This window comes from Enterocloster sp. 210928-DFI.2.20, assembly GCF_020554465.1.
Lineage (GTDB): Bacteria > Bacillota > Clostridia > Lachnospirales > Lachnospiraceae > Enterocloster > Enterocloster bolteae.
Genome location: NZ_JAJCHK010000002.1, coordinates 82,427 through 101,731 on the forward strand (window position 1 = coordinate 82,427; position 19,305 = coordinate 101,731).

The window sequence follows — 19,305 nt, forward strand, 5'->3', positions numbered from 1 at the left end:
GGAGGAGCGGATATGAAAAAGTTCCATTTTGACCTGATAGTTTCTTCTGTTGTATTGGTGGCAATGATTGTTGTAATCCTTATACAAATCATTTTCCGGCTTATGGGCAATCCTCTGTCATGGACCGAGGAAGTGGCCCGCTGGATGCTTGTGTGGGCTACATTTGCCGGTGCCAGCTATGCTTTTAAAAACGGCGGTCTGATCCGGGTGGATTTCTTTGTAAAAAAGCTGTTTAAGAAAAAGGGAAGAAGGATTACTGATATTGCCGCCATGATGTTTATGATTGTGTACTTCGGCCTGTTGGGGGTATCTGCGGCTTCATATATGAAAATGACAATCAGTAAAGGACAGACATACCCGATTACACAAGTACCTTATGCAATCACGCTCATCTCTCTGGTATACTGTGGCTTGTCCTGCTGTATTTTTGCAGTGAAGGAAGGCTTGAAGGCATACCACAGTACAGATACACAAGAGGAAGGGGGAAATGCATAAATGTCTTCTTTGACCGTAACCTTAATTTTGTTTTCACTTCTGCTGCTTTTACTGTTTCTGAACGTCCCTCTGGTTGTCTCCATAGGACTGCCTACCGCACTTATAATGCTTGGCAGTGGGATGAAGGTGGCCACATTAGCCCAGAGAACGTATGCTTCTGTTGACTCCTTTACTCTTATGGCTATCCCCTTCTTCATGCTGGCCGGAAAGCTGATGGAGGTGGGGGGAATGTCCAAACGAATCGTGCGTTTGGCAGATTGCCTGGTGGGCTGGATGGCAGGAGGTCTGGCCCATGTAATCGTGGTAGCCTCTGCATTTTTCGGCGCACTGTCCGGCTCTGCCGCAGCGACCACAGCAGCTATCGGTTCCACATTGATTCCAGAGATGAAGAAGCGCGGATATCCTGCGGATTTTGTAGCTGGTATCCAGGCGGTTGCAGGCGCTTTGGGTGTTATTATCCCGCCCAGTATTACCATGATTATGTACGGTGTCTGCTCATCCACGTCCATCGGTAAGCTGTTCATGGCCGGGATCGTTCCGGGAATTGTGCTGGCCCTTTTCTTGATGGTAACAATCGCATACCAGGCAAAAAAGAGAAAAATCAGCCAGATGAACACATTCACCTTTAAGGAGCTGGGGACGGCGTTTCTGGACGCAATACCAGCACTTCTGGTGCCGACTATCATTCTGGGGGGCATTTACGGAGGTATTTTCACGCCTACAGAAGCCGGTGCGGTGGCAGCCACCTACGGATTTTTAGCGGGAGCTTTCTGGTATAAGGAAATAAATTTACAAAATATTGGAAATATTATGGGCGGCGCTATCGTGAATACGGTTCTTGTCATGATCGTGGTAGGCGCGTCCGGCGCATTCAGCTGGCTGCTGACCAGCGCAGGTGTATCCAGCCTTCTGGGGAAAGCCATCAGCGCCATTGCCGGCAATAAGTATATCTTCCTGTTGGTAGCAAATCTGATATTCATTTTTATTGGCATGTTCATAGAATCTGTAGCGGGTATTCTGATAGTTACTCCTATATTACTGCCGATTGCGACCTCCCTGGGGGTGGACCCGGTCCACTTTGGGATTATAATGGTAGTAAATCTGGCGCTGGGTCTTACGACACCGCCAGTAGGGGAAAACCAATATATTGCAGCAGCCATTGCGGAGATTCCTTTTGAGGAGGAGGTAAAGGCGTCCATCCCATTTCTGATTGCGGGTTTCGCTGCCCTTGCAGTCATCACATATGTGGAACCACTCTCTCTCTGGCTTCCGGGCATCTTGGGAATGTAACTATGTTGCTGGAAATGTAACTGTGTGGCACCGTTCAATGTTTAATTAGAATAGGAGGATTAAGGTTTGAAGAAACAATTGATTTCAATGGTTCTTATGGCTGCAATGACAGTATCCATGCTGACAGGCTGCAAAACGGCTGGAGGAAAAAAGGCAGAGGCACCGTCCTCTGGGAATCAGGCAGCGGCTGAGGCAAAGACAGAAGATGAGGAAAAAGCATCTGAAGGCGGAGAGGACTATTCTTACCACTGGAAACTGGCAACCACAGAGAGCAGTGATTACTATATGACCCAGCTCTCACAGGAATTCCTGGATATTGTGGAGGAAAAGACAGGCGGAAAGGTGACAGGGGAGGTATTTGCATCCGGACAGCTGGGAGGGCTGGTGGATGCCCTGGAAGGCCTGGAAATGGGAAATATTGATATTGTTATGGATGGTGTCAGTTCCCTGAGCGCTGTGGATGATATTTTCAATGTATGGTGTCTCCCCTTCCTGTATGACAACAAGGAACATCAATACAGGTTCTGGGATAATCATTTTGACGAGGTATCCGATATGGTGGCAGAGCAGAGCGGCTTCCGTCTGGTGTCTGTTATTGATGGAATGAACCGGGAATTGGCCAGCACGGTTCCGGTTGAATCCATGGCCGACCTGAAGGGGCTTAAGATACGCGTGCCCAATATCCCCGGCTATGTGAGAATCTGGGAATGCCTTGGCGCGGCCCCAATTCCCATGTCCTTAAGCGAGGTGTACACATCCATTCAGACCGGTGTGGTACAGGGGCAGGAAAATGATATTGCGCTGACCCTCAGCCTGAAGTTTTACGAGGTTGCGCCGTACTGTGTTATGACCGACCATGTTGCTTACGAAGGCTCTTTCTATTTTAATGAGGAAGAATATCAGTCCTATCCGGATGAGCTGAAACAGATTATTCAGGAGGCCGGTGAGGAAATCAAGTTAAAGAGCCGCAGCATCATAAAAGAACAGGAAACGGAATGTATGAAGCAGATTGAGGATATGGGGGTAACTATATGCCGGCCGGATTTGGAGGAGTTTAAGAAGGCAACGGCCGTTATGTATGATGAGTATGATATGTGCGCGCCCATCATTGAACTTGTGGATAAAGCAAGAAATGAATAGAAATCAGGTGTATAGAGTCCGTAAGCTTGCGGGCTCTATATTTAACAAAAAACAATGAGCGGAGGGTGAGAGTATGAAAAATAAATTTTATATTGGCTGTGTTGCGGATGATTTTACAGGAGCAGGTGATGTGGCATCCTTTTTTGTAAAAGCAGGACTCGTGACTGTCCTGTACAATGGGATTCCTGATGACAGTCATACAGTGGCTGAGGGGACCCAGGCCGTTGTAATTGCGTTAAAATCCAGAACCCAGGACAGGGAGCAGGCGGTAGCTGATTCCCTCCGGGCATTTGGGTGGCTGCTTCAGGAGGGCGCCCGGAAGCTGTATTTTAAATACTGTTCTACCTTTGATTCCACTAAGGAAGGGAACATTGGACCGGTGGCGGATGCCGTGATGGAAAAGTTTGGTTACCCATATACAATACTGTGTCCCGCGCTTCCGGTCAATGGAAGGACAGTAGAGAAAGGAAAGCTTTATGTCAATGGTGTCCTTTTGGAGGAAAGCTCCATGCGGAATCATCCCCTGACTCCCATGCGGGAGTCGGAACTTGGACGGCTGATTGAAATGCAGAGCCGGTATAAAGGAATCAGCATGGCGGGAAAGACGAAAGAACAATGGAAAAAGGAACAGGAAACTCTATGCAGGCAGGAAGGGCATTGCTATCTGATACCGGATTATTATGAGGAATCTCATGGAAAGGAGATTGCCCGGGAGTTTTGCGATATTATATTTTATACCGGTGGTTCCGGGCTTGCAGAGCATGTGGGAAGGCTGTTGGCAGAGAAAGCCATGGCTGACCGGGATGCAGATGTGGATGTGAGCGGAGAAGCATGCGGTAAAGAGGAAGCATGTGGCAGAGAGAAAGTGTGTGATAAAGAGGAAGAATATGGAAAAGAGAAGGCATGCAGCAGGCAGGAAGCCTTACTTCTGGCAGGGAGTTGTTCTGAGGCAACGCTGAGACAGATTCGCAGTTATGAAAAAGGCGGGTATCCGTGCTATAGGATAGATGCGGGGCGTGTTCTTAGAGGAGAGGAAACAGCAGAGCATGTATGGAATATTGTTAAGATGCATCCGGGTGAAAATATGTTAGTATACAGCTCGGACAGCCCGGAGCAGGTGAGAAAGATTCAGGAAGAAGGAAAAGAAAAAATTTCCTTTATGCTGGAGCAGCTGACGGCAGAACTGGCGGCAAGGGCAGCAGGAAGCGGGTACCGAAGGCTTATCGTGGCAGGCGGTGAGACATCAGGCGCGGTTATCCAGCGCCTGGGATACCAAGGGTTCTGGATTGGCCACAGCATCGCGCCAGGTGTACCGGTGATGGTTCCACTGGAGGATACCAGAATGCGTCTGGTACTGAAATCAGGAAATTTTGGCCAGGAGGATTTTTTTAGCCGGGCAGTGAAGGAATTGGAGGGATAGATATGGATATCATCACAGAGCGTCAGTTGGAGACAGCAGTAGAGATTGCACATTCCCTGTTTGAAAGGGGAAAGGTGAGCGGATCAACTGCAAACATCAGTATCAGGATAGGGGATTTTATCTATATTTCCGGAAGCGGTACCAGCTTTGGAACTCTGGAAAAAGAACAGTTCTCTACACTTTTGCTGGATGGTACACACGTGGAGGGGATAAAACCCAGCAAGGAATATCCGCTTCACGCTATGATTTACCGGTACAAGCCGGAAATGAAAGGGGTGGTACATACACACAGTTTTTATTCTGTCCTGTGGTCCTGTCTGGAACATGAAAAGAAAACAGATGTGATACCGGCCTACACTCCGTACCTTAAAATGAAAGTGGGAACCGTAGGGATAATCCCCTATGCAAAGCCGGGAAGCCAGGAGCTTTTTGGCTATATGGAAGAACGGATAATGAATAGTGATGCTTATCTTCTGAAACAGCATGGTCCTGTAGTGGCAGGCAGGACGATTCTTGATGCCTTTTACGGCTTGGAGGAACTGGAGGAAAGCGCTAAGACAGCATGGTATCTGAGAGGGGAACATGTTCAGGAATGCTGAGAAATCATTATGGAGCAATTTATTGAGCCGGTCAATGGAATGAGAAATGAATTGAGAGGGGGCAGATGACAAAAATGTGAAATTCTCCAATGAAAAGGCAAGGAGGGGAGGGCGGGAATCTTCCGAATATTCCCGCCCTGGGAGCGCGTTTTTATTCTCAAAGAAAACTTAGACCTGCCTGTGGTGCAGCGCCCTCTATGAAACACAGGCCAGCGTGGGATTACATTCCTGTTCCAGTATCTCAACCAGCATGTCCACATCCCTTTGCTGGGTTGCCCAATCCGTTACGAAACGCACCATGGTGTGAGTGTCATCATATTTCTCCCATAAGGTAATCTCTGCTTTCCGGGCCAGTTGGGCGGCGGCTTCATTTTCCATTACAATGAATACCTGATTTGTGGGTGAATCGAGGAACAGGCGGTATCCGCATTTTGTCAGGGTATCCCTGATTTGGTCGGCGGCCGCTATAGCGGAAGCGCCGATTTTCATGTAAAGGTCATCTTCAAAAAGGGTGTCAAACTGTATGCCCAGCATTCTGCCTTTGGCGAGAAGGGCGCCGTTCTGCTTAATGACGGTGAAGAAATGGGGGATCAGGTTCTGCTGCGTTATCACAACCGCTTCTCCAAACAAGGCCCCGCATTTGGTTCCGCCGATATAGAACACATCGCAGAGCCTGGCTATATCCTTGAGGGATACCTCATTACAGGGGCAGGATAGAGCATAGGCCAGCCGCGCGCCGTCCAGGAACAGCGGAAGACCGTTTTTGCGGCACACGCTGCTGATCTCCCGGAGTTCACTGAGCGAATACAGCGTACCGTATTCCGTTGGCTGTGAGATGTAAACCATGCCGGGCATGACCATATGTCCGCTGTTTGCGTCTTTTCTGTAATCCCCAATCAGGCCTTCGATATCCGCTGCCCTGAGTTTTCCTGACACATGGGGCAGAGTCAGCACCTTATGTCCTCCCAGCTCAATTGCGCCGGCCTCATGGACGCTGATGTGTCCGGACCCGGCTGCAATTACACCTTCATAGGAGTGAAGGAGTCCGCGTATGACAGTGGCGTTGGTCTGTGTGCCTCCTACGAGAAAATGTATTTCGGCATCCGGACAGCCGCAGGCTGCGCGGATTTTTTCACGGGCTGATTGGGAAAAGGGGTCGCTTCCATATCCCTGGGTCTTAAGCATGTTTGTCTCCATAAGGCGGGCCAGAATAGCCGGATGGGCGCCTTCCATATAATCGGAAGCAAAAGAAGGCCTGCTGTGCATACAAAGTTCCATTTCGTTATCCTCTTTTCTTATCTCCGGTGTGTGAAGATAATGGCACTTTCCGGGAGAGAACTCTCTCAAAGAGTCATCCTTTCCCACACCGAACGTAATATGTTTTTATTGTGTTTGACATGTCATTGGCACTATTGTACAATGATTTCATGTATGACACAAAACCTGATTTATCATATTAACCATGACAAATAATCATGGATGGAGAAAGATATGGATGTTACGAAATGCGAAGCCTTTCTGGCGGCCATTGACCATGGAAGTCTGACTGCAGCCGGTGTTTTCCTGGGATATACACAGTCCGGAATCACACGGATGATTAACGCCCTGGAGGAGGAGGTCGGGTTCCCGCTTTTTATAAGAACAAAAAAAGGCGTGTCTCCCACGGAAAACGGTAAGGCGATGATTCCGGCTTTCCGGGAGATTGTCCGTGCCCATAACCATGCCCTGGAGATAGGGGCGGATATCCGCGGCATTTTAAGCGGCGCCCTGACCATTGGAAGCTACTACAGCGTTTCAGCCATGTGGCTGCCGCCCATATTGAAGCGGTTCCGGCAGTTGTATCCCAATGTCAGGATTAACATGAAGGAGGGTGGAAACCGTGAGATGACACGGTGGCTGAACGAGATGTCCGTTGACTGCTGCTTTTTTGCTGAGCCTGCCGCCGGGACAATCTGCGACTGGATTCCCATTCGCCAGGACGAGCTGCTGGCCTGGCTTCCGAAGAATCACCCCGGGGCAGGGGAGGCATCATTTCCGCTGTGCGCCCTGGAAAACGAACCGTTTATCATAACCATGCCTAACCAGGATACGGAAATCGACCGCCTTCTTGGGTCCAGACATCTGACGCCGGACATACGCTTTTCTACAGCAGATGCATATACCACCTACTGTATGGTGGAGGCCGGACTGGGCATGAGCCTGAACAACAGGCTCATTACCCTCAGCTGGTCCGGAGATGTGGTCACCCTGCCCTTTGACCCTCCCCAGTTTGTCTCTCTTGGAATCGGAGTTCCGTCATGGAAGGAGGCGTCACCTGCCATGAAAAAATTTATTGAATGCGTAAAAGACATGCTGGAGGAGCTGCCATAGCATTTGCCATAGCACTTGCCATAGTGCCTGCCCAGTGCCTGACCAGTACCTGCCTCTGCCCTTCCCGCTACTGTATATCCGCTTCCTTCCCGGCATACCGTATGAACGACGCATAAAGACAGAGCATGTCATAGTAATCCATCAGGTTACGGCCGCAGATTTCATGGATGCGGCGGATGCGGTAGGGGATGCTGTTGCGGTGGATATGGAGTTTGTCGCAGATTTTCTGAATATCGCCGTTCAGCCGTATATAGGTTATGGCCGTATCGGCCAGCTGGGCGTTTCTGCCCTTTGCGACAAGAAGGGAAAAGGAGTCCTCCAGTCCGGGAATGGGGGTTTTAGACAGCGCAATTGCCAGCTTCATCTTCTCAAAGCAGTGGAGATGCTCGTCTGGAAACAGTATTTTACCCAGCTTAAGGCTTTCAAGGGCAGCCTGATACGCTGTGTGAAGGTGGGCGCTGCCGGAACAGATGCCGGTATGGCAGTTATGTCCGGCGGCAATTACACGGTTATATTTTTTTTCAAAATGCTCATTCTCCTTCAGGATAATCAGGTTCTGGTCCTGGGAGAGGGGAAGCAGGATATCACGATCGTCTAAAAGGTTCTGAATGATGGAGGTGGACGTAAAGAGGTCGTCCTGTTTGCGCTCCATCAGGATTATGGTGTGGTTTCCTGTGATATCAATACCCAGATGCTCCCCTCGCTTTATAAAATTTTCCGTATAATCGGACTGCAGGTGCAGCCATTCATAGAGAAACTGGTCCCGCTCCTGGGTCCGGTTTTGTTTTTTCTTGGAAAGGATAAGTTCTTCATACAATAGTTCAATGGTCTTGCTCAGCAGTTCAGCCAGCTGGGAGCTGGAGGAACCTGCGCCCTGGAGAACCACGGCGCCCATCCGGCTTTTCTGAAAACGCAGAGGCATGGCCGCGCCTGCCTTTTGAATCTTGCTGTCCATGGACACGGTTACCTTGGAATTTATATTAAGGGCCTCTATGGCAAGCAGATTCATCTCGCCCATGCAGGAAGAATCCGTGGACACAATGACGCGCCCGCTTACATCGCAGATACTGATGGAAGCAGAAAAGCTTTCGTGCAGTTTTTCTATAATTTCATACATAATCTTATTATCAATCACAGGTTACCTCCTTGCAGGCCGTCCGGGGCCGTTATTCATTGCCCTCTTTTTCATTTATTATAATAAATCCTGTAAAATACGCAATATATACATGGAAATTTGTGCATTTAAACAAAAAACGGAATAAAACTTACATGGTTTAAACAATAGTTTTTCACATACCTAAATGATAAAATGGTATCACTTGTAACAAGCAGCCTGTGGGGAAAATGAAGCCTGTGGGGAAAATGCAGCCTGTGGGGAAAATGCAGCCTGCGAGGAAAATACAGCCTGCAGGGTAAGGAATGGAAGGAGGGAGAAACGTAGACAGGACAGTTTCGCGGTTTATACGTTATGCGGAGTGCGCAAGCGAATCCCATAATGAAAAGGCATTTTGTGAATATATGGAGCAGGAGCTTGCCGGAATGGGGATTCCGTTTGAGCGCCAGGAGCTGGGCAATGAGGTGGTGACCGACGGCTGGAATATCCTGGCCAGAATTCCGGGCAGGTCCGGTAAAACCCCTTTTCTGTTCGTATTCCATCTGGATACGGCTGCGCCCAGCAATCAAGTGGAGGTCTGTGTGGAAGGCGGGTGCATCAGGAGTAAAGGCAGCAGCGTACTGGGGGCTGACGGCAAGCTGGCCATCGCGGTGGTCATGGAGGCTGTGGAGCGGCTTATGCAGGAGGGAGAAATAAACCGCCCCATAGAGCTTTTGTTTACCGTGTGCCAGGAGCTGGGGCTCCACGGAGCAAAATATGCGGACTATTCCAGGATAGAGAGCGAGGAGGCAATTGTCATCGACCACTACGTGACAGGGGAGGTATTGACACGCACACCTGCCAGGCTTTATATGAATGTGGAACTGATTGGGCGCGCCGCCCATGTTATCCGCAATGAGGAGCCGGGGGTCAATGCCCTGCTGACAGCAGTGGAAATCATTCACCAGATACCTGTTGGCAGGCTGAACGATAACCTGAGCATCAATGTATTTGATCTGGTATCCCTCTCGCCGTCCAATGCAGTGCCCAAATACGCCCGGTTTGATGTGGAAATCCGCTGCTTTGGCAATGATATCAAGCAGGAGATTCGGGATAGGATCCGCCGTAAGGCGGAGGAGACGGCTGAGCGCATGGGGTGCAAATGCAATATCAGGGAAGAGGAGGATGTTCCGGAAACAGATTTCAGTGAAAATACAGATATGCTGGAACGATTGGCTTCCATCTACAGCAGGTCCGGGCTTTCCATGATACCGGCCAGGTCATTTGGAGTCCTGGATGCCACCTGCACAAACCAGCTGGGAATCAGGACCGTGCCCATTGGCTTTAATATCTATCATTCACACAGTGCAAGAGAGTATGTTGTAATTGAGGACGTAAAGAAAATGTTGGAACTGGTGGAGAATATCATACGCTATTTTTAAATTCCTGCCAGGGAAAGGGGAAAACAATGACGAAAGATAAGCAAAAAGCAAACAAGCCTTTGAATCCGTTTGTGCCGCTTGTACTGATGGTACTTGCCTGCGCAATCGTATCTTATTTTGTGATACCGGGAGCCTATGACCGTGAAACCGTGGACGGGGTCACACGGGTCCTGGCAGACAGCTATCATGCCACGGAGCGCACGCCCGTATCGTTTTTTAACATATTCCGGTCCATTCCGGAAGGCCTGACAGCCTCGGCCAATATGATGTTCTGTGTCATGCTGATTGGCGGTATTGTGGAGATTTACAAAAGGACCAATACGGTAGGCGCTGCAATCAACAGTGTTTTAAAGGCTTCCGAGAGGATGAGCAGCCAGGTAATCATAGCAATTGTAATGATTGTGTTTTTCATTTTCGGAGGTATCCTGGGATGGAGTGAGCACATCATTCCCTTTGTACCCATTATCGTATCCCTGGCCCTCTCCCTTGGGTATGACTCACTGGTCGGAATGGCCATATCCGGATTTGCCTGTCTGATCAGCTTTGCGGTTGCGCCTTTTAATGTGTACACAGTAGGAATTTCCCATACCATTGCCGAGCTGCCCATGTTCTCCGGATGGGAGCTGAGGATTGCGGCACTGGTCTGCGTGTGGATACTTAGCTTGGTATGGGTTATGCGGTATGCAAAAAAGGTGAAGGCAGATCCGTCCAAGAGCCTTGTGAAGGATGTGGACACGTCCTCCCTGCGCATTCCGGTTGATCCGGGCCTTAAGTTTGACCTTCCCAAAAAGGTTTCAGTTATTTCCCTGACCATCTCCATCCTTGTAACGATTTACGGTATCCTGAATCTGAGCTGGTCATATACGGAAATGGCAGCCACCTTCATGATTGGCGGTATTGTGTCTGCTGCAATCAACCGGGTGAATCTGGACGATGGCATTAATATGGTACTTGACGGCGCAAGAGGAGCCTTCAGCGGCGCCCTGATCATTGGTGTGGCCAGAGCGGTCCAGTGGACCATGACAAACGGCGGTCTGGTGGACCCTCTGGTACACGGGCTTTCCAATCTGATGCGCAGCGCCTCCGCTTATGTGAGCACGGTGGGCATGTTCATTGTAAATTTCTTTGTCAATGCCCTGATTCCATCAGGCTCAGGACAGGCCACCGCGGTCATGCCAATTATGGTTCCATTGGCTGATATGCTGCATATTACAAGGCAGACAGCCGTACTGGCGTTCCAGTTTGGCGACGGTATATCCAATACCTTCTGGTTTACCAACGGAACGCTGCTTATCTACCTGTCGCTTGGCAAGGTACCGTTAAAGAGCTGGTATAAGTTTATCCTGCCTTTACATGGACTTTTCCTGATTCTGCAGTTAATCTTTCTGTTTGTGGCTGTTCAGATTGGTTATGGTCCGTTTTAACCGGCGTACCTGTGAAGCAGGTAAAATAAAAAGGTATAAATAAGGCATATAAAAGGGCATATAAAAGGGTATATAAGAGGGGATATAAAAAGGTATATAAAAAAGGGCAATCCTGTAAGAAGAAATTTAGTAAGAAAGGATTTTGACTGTGAACGTAATAGAAGAAGTTGGGAAATATCATGATTATGCCGTCAGTATGCGGCGGGAATTCCATAAGCATCCGGAGCTGAGCTGGAAGGAGGTGGAGACAGCAGGACGGATCCGGGATGAACTTGCCGGGATGGGGATTCCTTATGAGGAGGTGGCGGGAACCGGCACCATTGCCACCCTGAAAGGAAAAGAGGACCAGCCGGTGATTGGCCTGCGCTGCGATATCGACGCGCTTCCCATCCGGGAGGTTAAGAATCTTCCCTACTGTTCCCAGAACCAGGGCGTCATGCACGCCTGCGGACATGACGCACATATCAGCATGCTTCTGACAGCGGCCAGGGTTCTGGCAGAACATCAGGATGAGCTTAAGTGCACGGTAAAACTTATCTTCCAGCCGGCGGAGGAACTGACCAACGGCGCGGTAAAGGTGCTGGAGTCCGGAAAGGTGGGAAAGCTGGATACGGTGGCGGGCATGCACATATTCCCGTACCTGGAGAGCGGCACCATCTCCGTGGATCCAGGTCCCCGCTATACATCGGCTTCCTTCATGAATATTAAGATTATCGGGAAAAGCGGACACGGCGCCATGCCCCAGTACGCGGTGGATCCCATTTATGTGGGGGCAAAGGTAGTGGATGCCCTTCAGAGTATTGCCAGCCGGGAGACCAGCCCCATGGATACGGTGGTGGTCAGCATCTGTACCTTCCATTCCGGTACCATGGCCAATGTTTTTGCCGAGACAGCTGAGCTCAGCGGTACGGTGCGCACCTTCAATCCCAAGCTCCAGAAGGAACTGCCGGGTATGATTGAGCGTATCATAAAGAGCACCTGTGAAGCTTACAGGGCTGAATATGAGTTTGACTATTATTCTGATATCCCGGCAACGATCAATGACGAGTACTGCAGCGGGATTGCGGCGGAGTCCGTCAGGAAAATCCTGGGCGACAAGGGACTGGTAAAATATGCAGGCACGCCGGGCGGTGAGGATTTTTCCTACTTTCTGGAAAAATTTCCAGGGGTTTACGCTTTTGTAGGATGCCGCAACGAGTCAAAGGATTGCTGCTATTCCCTTCATAATGAACGCTTTGATCTGGATGAGGATGCTCTGGTGAACGGAGCTGCCTTCTATGTGCAGTATGTGCTGGATGCTCAGGAGAAGTTTGGGGCCGTGTAGAGGCGTGATACATATAATTTTATAACAGGCTGTCCTGAAAATGCCGGTTTGAGATTTTGGCAATTTCGGGACGGCCTTTTTGAACAATAAAATAGTTCAATATAAAATATCCCCCCCACAGCAGGGAAATTCTTGACAGTTTAAGAAACAAATGGTAGTGTTTAATTATAAACGTTTACAATTTGGGGGATGGAAGATGGCAACGATTAAGGATGTTGCAAAACTGGCTGGGGTATCTATCTGTACGGTGTCCCGTGCCCTTGCAAATAAAGAAAATATCACACCGAAGACCATGGAAAAGGTATTGTCCGCGGTCAGGGAGCTGGATTATAAGCCAAATTATTCGGCCAGAAGCCTTAAGATAGGAAGTACAGATACATTGGGGTTAATTGTACCGGATATTACCAACCCATATTATCCAAAGGTAGCTAAGAGCATTGAGGAATATGCAGAAAAAAAGGGATATATGATTTTGCTCTGTAATTCCAATGAAGATTTAAATAAGGAGAAGCGTCTGGTTGATACCCTTAAAAAGCGGAATGTGGATGGTGTGATTATATTGCCCTGTTCAAGGCATATAGAGCATTTTCGTGGGTTTGATAATGCCGGTATTCCGTATGTATTCCTGAATAGAAGCTTTAAAGGAATTGCAAATTGTATTCCCAGTGATAATTTTTATGGAGCATATACAGTGACGAAATATGTAATCGGAAAGGGCCATAAAAATATCTGCGCTGCTTACCTGGGCTTTGAGAATCAGATTTATCAGGAGAGGTTTGAGGGTACCATGGAGGCATTGAGAGAACATGGGTTGGAACAATGCGCCAAGCAGTTTATTTTTGATATAAAGGACATACAGGATTCCTATATGAGGATACGGAAGGTACTTGAAGGCAGGGACAGACCCACTGCTTTAATAGCAGCCAATGATATGCTGTGTTTTGGCGCATATAGTGCGGCTAGTGATTGCGGACTTTCGATCCCCGGAGATTTTTCGGTTACCGGCTATGATGATATTTCAATGGCCTCACTTATGATGCCGCCTCTCACCAGTTTTCGTCAGCCGGAGGATGTGATGGCTAAGGGAGGTGTGGATTATCTCCTTGAATGTATAGCTGGCAACAGCCCTGCTCCTCCCGCCCGTCTAAGAGGAGAGCTTGTTGTTCGGCAGTCAGTATGCGATATAAGAGGGGATACCTGTTTGTGAAACTTAGACAAAAACAGATAACCAAATATTATAAAAATAAAAAATCTGACAAAGAACTATTGACAATACAATCTATGTGTGTTATTTTAAAAACATAAAATTATAAACGTTTATAATTTTAAATGTTTGATTCGAAGCGTAGTGTTTATTCTTCGGATTTTTTTAAGAAAGAAATTATAAACGTTTATAATCTGTAAAAATATTAAAAGGAGGGGAATGTTCAGAATGTTAGAAGGAGTAAAGGTTCTTAGTTTTACCCATTATCTGCAGGGGCCGTCAGCAGCACAGGCATTGGCGGATTTGGGAGCCGATGTGGTAAAGGTAGAGTCTTGCAGGGGTGCTTATGAGAGGGGCTGGTCCGGTTGCAATACGTACAAAAATGGGGTCAGCGTTTTCTACCTCATGGCGAACCGCAATCAAAGAGGGGTTGCTTTGGATTTAAAGTCTGACGAGGGACGGGAGACCATCTACAGGCTGGTCCGTGATAAGGGGTATGATGTGATTTTGGAAAACTTCCGGCCTGGAGTTATGGATAAACTGGGTTTGGGATATGAAGAATTGAAAAAATTAAACCCTGGAGTCATCTATTGCTCCTGTACGGGTTATGGTTCCAGTGGACCCAAGGTGAGAAAGCCGGGGCAGGATCTTCTCATACAGGGAATGAGCGGACTGGCGGCATTGGCAGGACCGGGAGATCATCCTCCCATGCCTACAGGGACAGCGCTGGTGGATCAGCACGGGGCTATATTGGCAGCCCTGGGCATTACCGCTGCCGTGTATGACCGTGATAAGACCGGGAAGGGACACCGCATTGAGGCAAGCCTGCTGGGGTCAGCTCTGGATCTTCAGATTGAACCTATTGGATATTATCTGAATGGTGGGACGCTTACACCGAGAGCAGATACCGGTTTATCGACCAGGATTCATCAGTCACCCTATGGAATCTATAAGACAGCAGATAAATACATTACACTCTCCCTTACCTCCTTTGAGAATTTGGAACAGGCATTTACACCAGGCGCGCTGGAAGGTTTTTCGGCAAAGGATCAGATGGATAACCGCATTGAATTTGACAAGGTGGTATGCCGGGAATTGTTAAAGAGAACTACAAATGAGTGGGAGTTAATATTTGAGGAGTTAGGAATATGGTATGCGCCGGTTAATGAATATGAGGACGTTGTAAAGGATGAGCAGGTTGTTTATAACCAGTGTTTTATGACCATGAATCATCCGGTAGCAGGCGAGGTGAAAGTTCTCGGACATGCCAACCGCTATGATGGGCAACCAGTGCCTTTAAGACGGCTGCCGCCGGAGCTTGGTGAGAACACGATAGAGCTGCTAAAGGAGGCAGGATATTCAGATTCACAGATTCAGGAGATGATGAAGCAGGGAAAGGCTGTGTCACCCGAAAAAAAGCAGGACAAATAAAACAGGATAAAGCAGAAGGAGAATTTGATTATGAAGAAGATTGCAGTATTGTTGACAACAGTATTAACAGCCGGAATGCTGGCAGCCTGCGGGCAGGGTAAGAATGCGGAAACCACTTCAGCAGGAGTTTCAGATGTGAAAACAGAAGCAGATTCGGTCCCGGAGGCAAAGCCTGAGAAAGACGCCATTACGTTTAAACTGGGAATGGTGGACCCGGATGGAAGCAATTTCCATAAGGGAGCCCTGGCCATTGCGGAAGAAGTGAATAAGGCTACCGGCGGAAGAATAACCATACAGGTATTTGCAGGCGGGCAGCTGGGTAATGAAAGAGACATGTACGAGGGTGCGCAAATGGGTACCATTGACATGTTTACGGCCTCCAACGCAGTACTCACCTCTTTCATTCCTGAAATGGCGGTGCTTGACCAGCCATTTCTATTTGAGACAGCAGATGAAGCCCATCGTGTTATTGATGGAACAGTCGGAACACTGATTGCTGAAAAAACAGAAGAGCAGAAAATACATACAGTGGGTTGGATGGATGTAGGTTTCCGCAATATCTTCTCCACCCGTCCGGTCACATCCCTGGAAGATATGAAAAATCTTAAAATACGCACCATGGAGAATGATTTACATATTGCGGCGTTTAATGCCATGGGGGCAATTGCCACACCAATGGCATCCGGAGATGTTTTTACCGGCTTACAGCAGGGCACCATTGACGCGGCAGAGAATGCCATCGCCAATCTGATTGCCAATCGCTACTATGAGATAACCAAAAACGTAACATGGACCAATCATGTTTTTGGTTATATGGGCGTGTTTATGTCGGACAAGGCATGGAATCAGATACCGGATGACTTGAGGGAAGACTTTGTGGAAGGTGTAAAAGCAGGAGCACAGAGACAGAGGGATTATCTGGTGGAGGCAAATGAGGCGGCAGTAAAGGAACTGACAGAGCTGGGCGTGGAATTTTATGAGATACCTATTGATGATATGCGAAAGTTGGTAGAACCGGCAATGGAACAGTTTGCAGACCGAATGGATCCGGCCTGGGTGGAAGCGATTGAAGCTGAAAAATAGGAGGGATAAGGATGAAAAGGCTGTTTGCCAATTTACAGAAGATAGAGGATTTTATTCTGGTGGCCACATTTACGGTTATGGTGCTGGCGTCCTTTGCCCAGGTAGTTAACCGAAATATAATCCATGCAGGTGTTTCATGGCTGGAGGAATTAGCACGCTATTGCATGGTTTATATGGCACTGCTGGCAACAGAGGCAGGATTAAGGGACAATACACAAATTTCCATCACGGCTATTACGGATAAAATACACGGAATGACAGGAAGGGTAGTGCGGATTATTTCAAAGGCCGTGGTGGCGATTTTTTCCGGAGTCTGCTTTTTTTCATCCTTTACCATTCTTAAAACACAGCTGTCTTCCGGGCAGGTATCACCTGGTTTACATCTGCCCATGGCCATACCTTACTTTGCATTGACCCTCAGCTTTGGAATCATTACCGTAATACAGGCAGCAGCGCTGGTTTGCCTGGTTATGGAAAAAGCGGCGGAAGACCAAGGAAAGGAGGATGCGTCATGACTGCAATAATTTTGTTCGGAACCATGATTGTGTTACTGATAATCGGTGTGCCTATTTCGGTTTCTTTGGGAGCGGCGACCATGGCGTCTCTGCTGTGCTTTGACGTTCCTATGGCAGTGGTGCCCCAGCGAATGTTTACTGCCCTGGATTCAGTATCCATTATGGCGATTCCCCTTTTTGTGCTGGCGGGAAATCTTATGACAGAAGGTGGAATATCCCGCCGTCTGGTGGATTTCTGCAACAGTATTATAGGTAATATACGAGGGGGAATGGGGTACGCAATGGTACTGGCCTGCGCTTTTTTTGCCGCTCTGTCAGGTTCGGCGCCGGCCACGGTGCTGGCAATCGGCGGAATGCTTTATCCTGATATGGTGCGTCTGGGCTATCCAAAAGAACGGTGTGCAGGATTGCTGACAGTGTCCGGGGGGCTGGGTCCCATTATTCCTCCTTCCATTATTATGGTGGTTTACTGTACCATTACCAACAGTTCGGTAGGGGATATGTTTAAGGGGGGAATTGTAGCAGGACTTATGATTTCCATTGTACTGGTGGTAATCTGCATCTACTATTCCAATAAGGAGAAGTGGCCTAAAAATACGGAGAGGACAAGCGTCAGCCAGCTTGCAAAACATTTTATCCATGCACTGCCTGCCCTTTTTCTTCCGTTTGTTATTTTGGGAGGTATATATTCCGGGCTTATGACGCCCACTGAGTCAGCGGCCGTTGCAGTTATCTATTCTTTTATTGTAAGTGTTTTTGTTTACCGGGAACTGCATCCCCGGGATATTTACCGTATACTTCTGGCCTCAGGAAAGAGCAGTGCCATGATTTTATTCATCATTGCAACCTCCACAGCATTTTCATGGCTGTTTACATTCTCGGGGATATCAGGACAGCTGGTGGATGCAATTGTGGCCATGAATCTGGCTCCATGGATGTTCTGTCTGATTGTTGCCCTGGTATTGCTTGTGTTCGGCACATTCCTGGAGGGGATAGCTACCTGTGTGCTTCTGGTACCGGTTCTCTGGCCCATAGCACAGACCCTGGGAATTGGCGTCATTCATTTTGGAATGATTATGTGTATAGCGAATGTTATTGGATGTATGACTCCTCCTGTGGCAGTAAATCTGTTTGCGGCAGCCTCTGTCTCAAAATTAAAAATGGGTGATATAGCCAAAGGTGAGCTTCCCTTTTTTCTGGGATATACAGCGGTGTTTTTCCTGATTGTATTTGTCCCTGCATTAAGTACGCTGCTGCTGTGATGAAGCAGACTTAATCGGGAGGATTCTATGATGTTGGAGGGTATGAAGATACTCAGCTTTGTCCATGGGCTTTATGGCGGTTCAGCCAGTCAGATACTGGCTGATCTGGGAGCCGAGGTTGTGCGGGTGGAATGGGATATGACAGGCCGTATCCGGCCTGGAAGTGTTCTGGATGGGGAAAACGGTCTGTTTTTTCAGATGACAGGCCGGAATCAGAAGAGTATTTCCTTCAATCCGCAGTCACCGGAAGGCATTGATATATTACACCGCCTGCTGCAGGACTATGATATTGTACTGGATAATTCTCCTCCTGGACTGCTGGAGGGGTGGGGCATCCAATATGATGAATTGCTCAGGTCTCACAAACAGCTTATATGGTGCATCTGTACAGCGGATGGCAGCGGATGCTGCCAGAATCCGGATGATGAACTGCTGATGGAGGCGAAAAGCGGACTGGCCTCTTTGAACGGTCCAGGTTCAAAACCGCCTGTTCCGGCAGGGGCAGCCCTCATTGAACAGCATGCGGCAGTACTTATAGCTTTGGGAATTATTGCAGCAGCCCGCCACAGGAACATAACAGGACAAGGGCATAAGGTTGAGACCAGTCTGCTGTCTGCTTCCCTGGATTTGCAGATTGAAACAATTGGTTATTATTTAAATGGAGGGAGATTTATTGACCGGGCAGATACCGGCTTGTCCACCAGGATACATCAGTCCCCATATGGGGTATATCCTACGGCGGACGGATGCATAACAGTATCCTTGACACATCATGACCGGCTGTGCAGCTTATTTACTCCTGGTGTTATAGAGAACTTTACGGAACAGGATGCCATGGAGAGACGCGTGGAATTTGACCAGATGATAAATCAGGAAATGCAGAAAAAGACAACAGCGCAGTGGGTGGAGATATTTGAACGCATGGAGGATATGTGGTTTGCTCCGGTAAATGAGTATGAGCAGGTAATGAAGGATGACCAGATTCTTTATAATCGGCCGTTTATAGAGCTGGGGGAAAGTGAGGGCAGGACTCTGCGGGGATTAGGGCATGCCAATTATTACGACGGCGTACGTCCGGCAGTCCGTAATCTGCCCCCGGCTTTTGGCCAGCACACAGACGAGATATTAGAAAAAGCCGGGTATACCCAGCGGGAATTAAACCAGTTAGAGAGAAAGGGACTGATTGTTAGAAATCATGAAAGGAAGAATTGAT

Annotated in this window: 17 protein-coding genes; 15 read left to right on the forward strand and 2 right to left on the reverse strand. The window is 48.3% G+C overall.

The genetic code is table 11. The features are described from left to right. Positions 1–12: 12 nt before the first annotated feature. From LI015_RS03145 to LI015_RS03165, 5 genes are all read left to right on the forward strand, one after another. Positions 13–495: a TRAP transporter small permease gene (locus LI015_RS03145; RefSeq protein ID WP_002568685.1), complete on the forward strand. Its 483-nt coding sequence runs from the start codon at positions 13–15 to the stop codon at positions 493–495. Then, positions 496–1,785, forward strand: coding sequence for a TRAP transporter large permease (locus LI015_RS03150; protein ID WP_007036014.1), 1,290 nt, complete (start codon positions 496–498; stop codon positions 1,783–1,785). It begins immediately after the preceding gene. Positions 1,786–1,851: 66 nt separating this feature from the next. Further along, positions 1,852–2,925, forward strand: coding sequence for a TRAP transporter substrate-binding protein (locus LI015_RS03155; protein ID WP_002568683.1), 1,074 nt, complete (start codon positions 1,852–1,854; stop codon positions 2,923–2,925). A gap of 73 nt (positions 2,926–2,998) precedes the next feature. Continuing rightward, positions 2,999–4,345: a four-carbon acid sugar kinase family protein gene (locus LI015_RS03160; RefSeq protein WP_002568682.1), complete on the forward strand. Its 1,347-nt coding sequence runs from the start codon at positions 2,999–3,001 to the stop codon at positions 4,343–4,345. A 2-nt stretch (positions 4,346–4,347) separates the two neighbouring features. Further along, a complete protein-coding gene (locus LI015_RS03165) occupies positions 4,348–4,944 on the forward strand; it encodes a class II aldolase/adducin family protein (protein ID WP_002568681.1) in 597 nt (198 codons plus the stop codon). A 195-nt stretch (positions 4,945–5,139) separates the two neighbouring features. Here the strand turns inward: LI015_RS03165 and LI015_RS03170 are convergent, their stop codons facing one another. Then, the gene (locus LI015_RS03170) at positions 5,140–6,222 is read right to left on the reverse strand and encodes a threonine aldolase family protein (protein ID WP_002568680.1); all 1,083 of its coding nucleotides are present in this window, start codon (positions 6,220–6,222) and stop codon (positions 5,140–5,142) included. A 213-nt stretch (positions 6,223–6,435) separates the two neighbouring features. Here LI015_RS03170 and LI015_RS03175 point away from each other — a divergent pair, with 213 nt between their 5' ends. Beyond that, on the forward strand, positions 6,436–7,314 hold the full coding sequence (locus LI015_RS03175) for a LysR family transcriptional regulator (RefSeq protein ID WP_002568679.1): 879 nt from the start codon (positions 6,436–6,438) through the stop codon (positions 7,312–7,314). Positions 7,315–7,381: 67 nt separating this feature from the next. Here the strand turns inward: LI015_RS03175 and LI015_RS03180 are convergent, their stop codons facing one another. After that, complete coding sequence (locus LI015_RS03180; RefSeq protein ID WP_002568678.1) at positions 7,382–8,449, reverse strand: sugar diacid recognition domain-containing protein; 1,068 nt, start codon at positions 8,447–8,449, stop codon at positions 7,382–7,384. A gap of 284 nt (positions 8,450–8,733) precedes the next feature. Here LI015_RS03180 and LI015_RS03185 point away from each other — a divergent pair, with 284 nt between their 5' ends. From LI015_RS03185 to LI015_RS03225, 9 genes are all read left to right on the forward strand, one after another. Further along, positions 8,734–9,849 carry a M20/M25/M40 family metallo-hydrolase gene (locus LI015_RS03185; RefSeq protein ID WP_002568677.1) on the forward strand — a complete coding sequence of 372 codons (1,116 nt, stop codon included), beginning with the start codon at positions 8,734–8,736 and terminating at the stop codon, positions 9,847–9,849. A gap of 26 nt (positions 9,850–9,875) precedes the next feature. Then, positions 9,876–11,273: a YfcC family protein gene (locus tag LI015_RS03190; protein WP_002568676.1), complete on the forward strand. Its 1,398-nt coding sequence runs from the start codon at positions 9,876–9,878 to the stop codon at positions 11,271–11,273. A 148-nt stretch (positions 11,274–11,421) separates the two neighbouring features. Next, entirely contained in the window at positions 11,422–12,597 is a 1,176-nt protein-coding gene (locus LI015_RS03195) for a M20 metallopeptidase family protein (protein ID WP_021894243.1), read from the forward strand. 196 nt (positions 12,598–12,793) lie between these two features. After that, positions 12,794–13,804, forward strand: a complete 1,011-nt coding sequence (locus LI015_RS03200; protein ID WP_227124139.1) for a LacI family DNA-binding transcriptional regulator — start codon at positions 12,794–12,796, stop codon at positions 13,802–13,804. Positions 13,805–14,029: 225 nt separating this feature from the next. Further along, on the forward strand, positions 14,030–15,232 hold the full coding sequence (locus tag LI015_RS03205; protein WP_002568673.1) for a CaiB/BaiF CoA transferase family protein: 1,203 nt from the start codon (positions 14,030–14,032) through the stop codon (positions 15,230–15,232). A gap of 30 nt (positions 15,233–15,262) precedes the next feature. Then, positions 15,263–16,315 (forward strand): TRAP transporter substrate-binding protein, encoded by a 1,053-nt coding sequence (locus LI015_RS03210; RefSeq protein ID WP_002568672.1) that lies wholly within the window; start codon positions 15,263–15,265, stop codon positions 16,313–16,315. Between the two features lie 11 nt (positions 16,316–16,326). Beyond that, the gene (locus LI015_RS03215) at positions 16,327–16,830 is read left to right on the forward strand and encodes a TRAP transporter small permease (protein ID WP_002568671.1); all 504 of its coding nucleotides are present in this window, start codon (positions 16,327–16,329) and stop codon (positions 16,828–16,830) included. Further along, a complete protein-coding gene (locus tag LI015_RS03220) occupies positions 16,827–18,092 on the forward strand; it encodes a TRAP transporter large permease (RefSeq protein WP_002568670.1) in 1,266 nt (421 codons plus the stop codon). Before LI015_RS03215 ends, LI015_RS03220 begins: the two co-directional genes overlap by 4 nt. A gap of 27 nt (positions 18,093–18,119) precedes the next feature. Continuing rightward, positions 18,120–19,304: a CaiB/BaiF CoA transferase family protein gene (locus tag LI015_RS03225; protein WP_002568669.1), complete on the forward strand. Its 1,185-nt coding sequence runs from the start codon at positions 18,120–18,122 to the stop codon at positions 19,302–19,304. Position 19,305 lies beyond the last annotated feature (1 nt).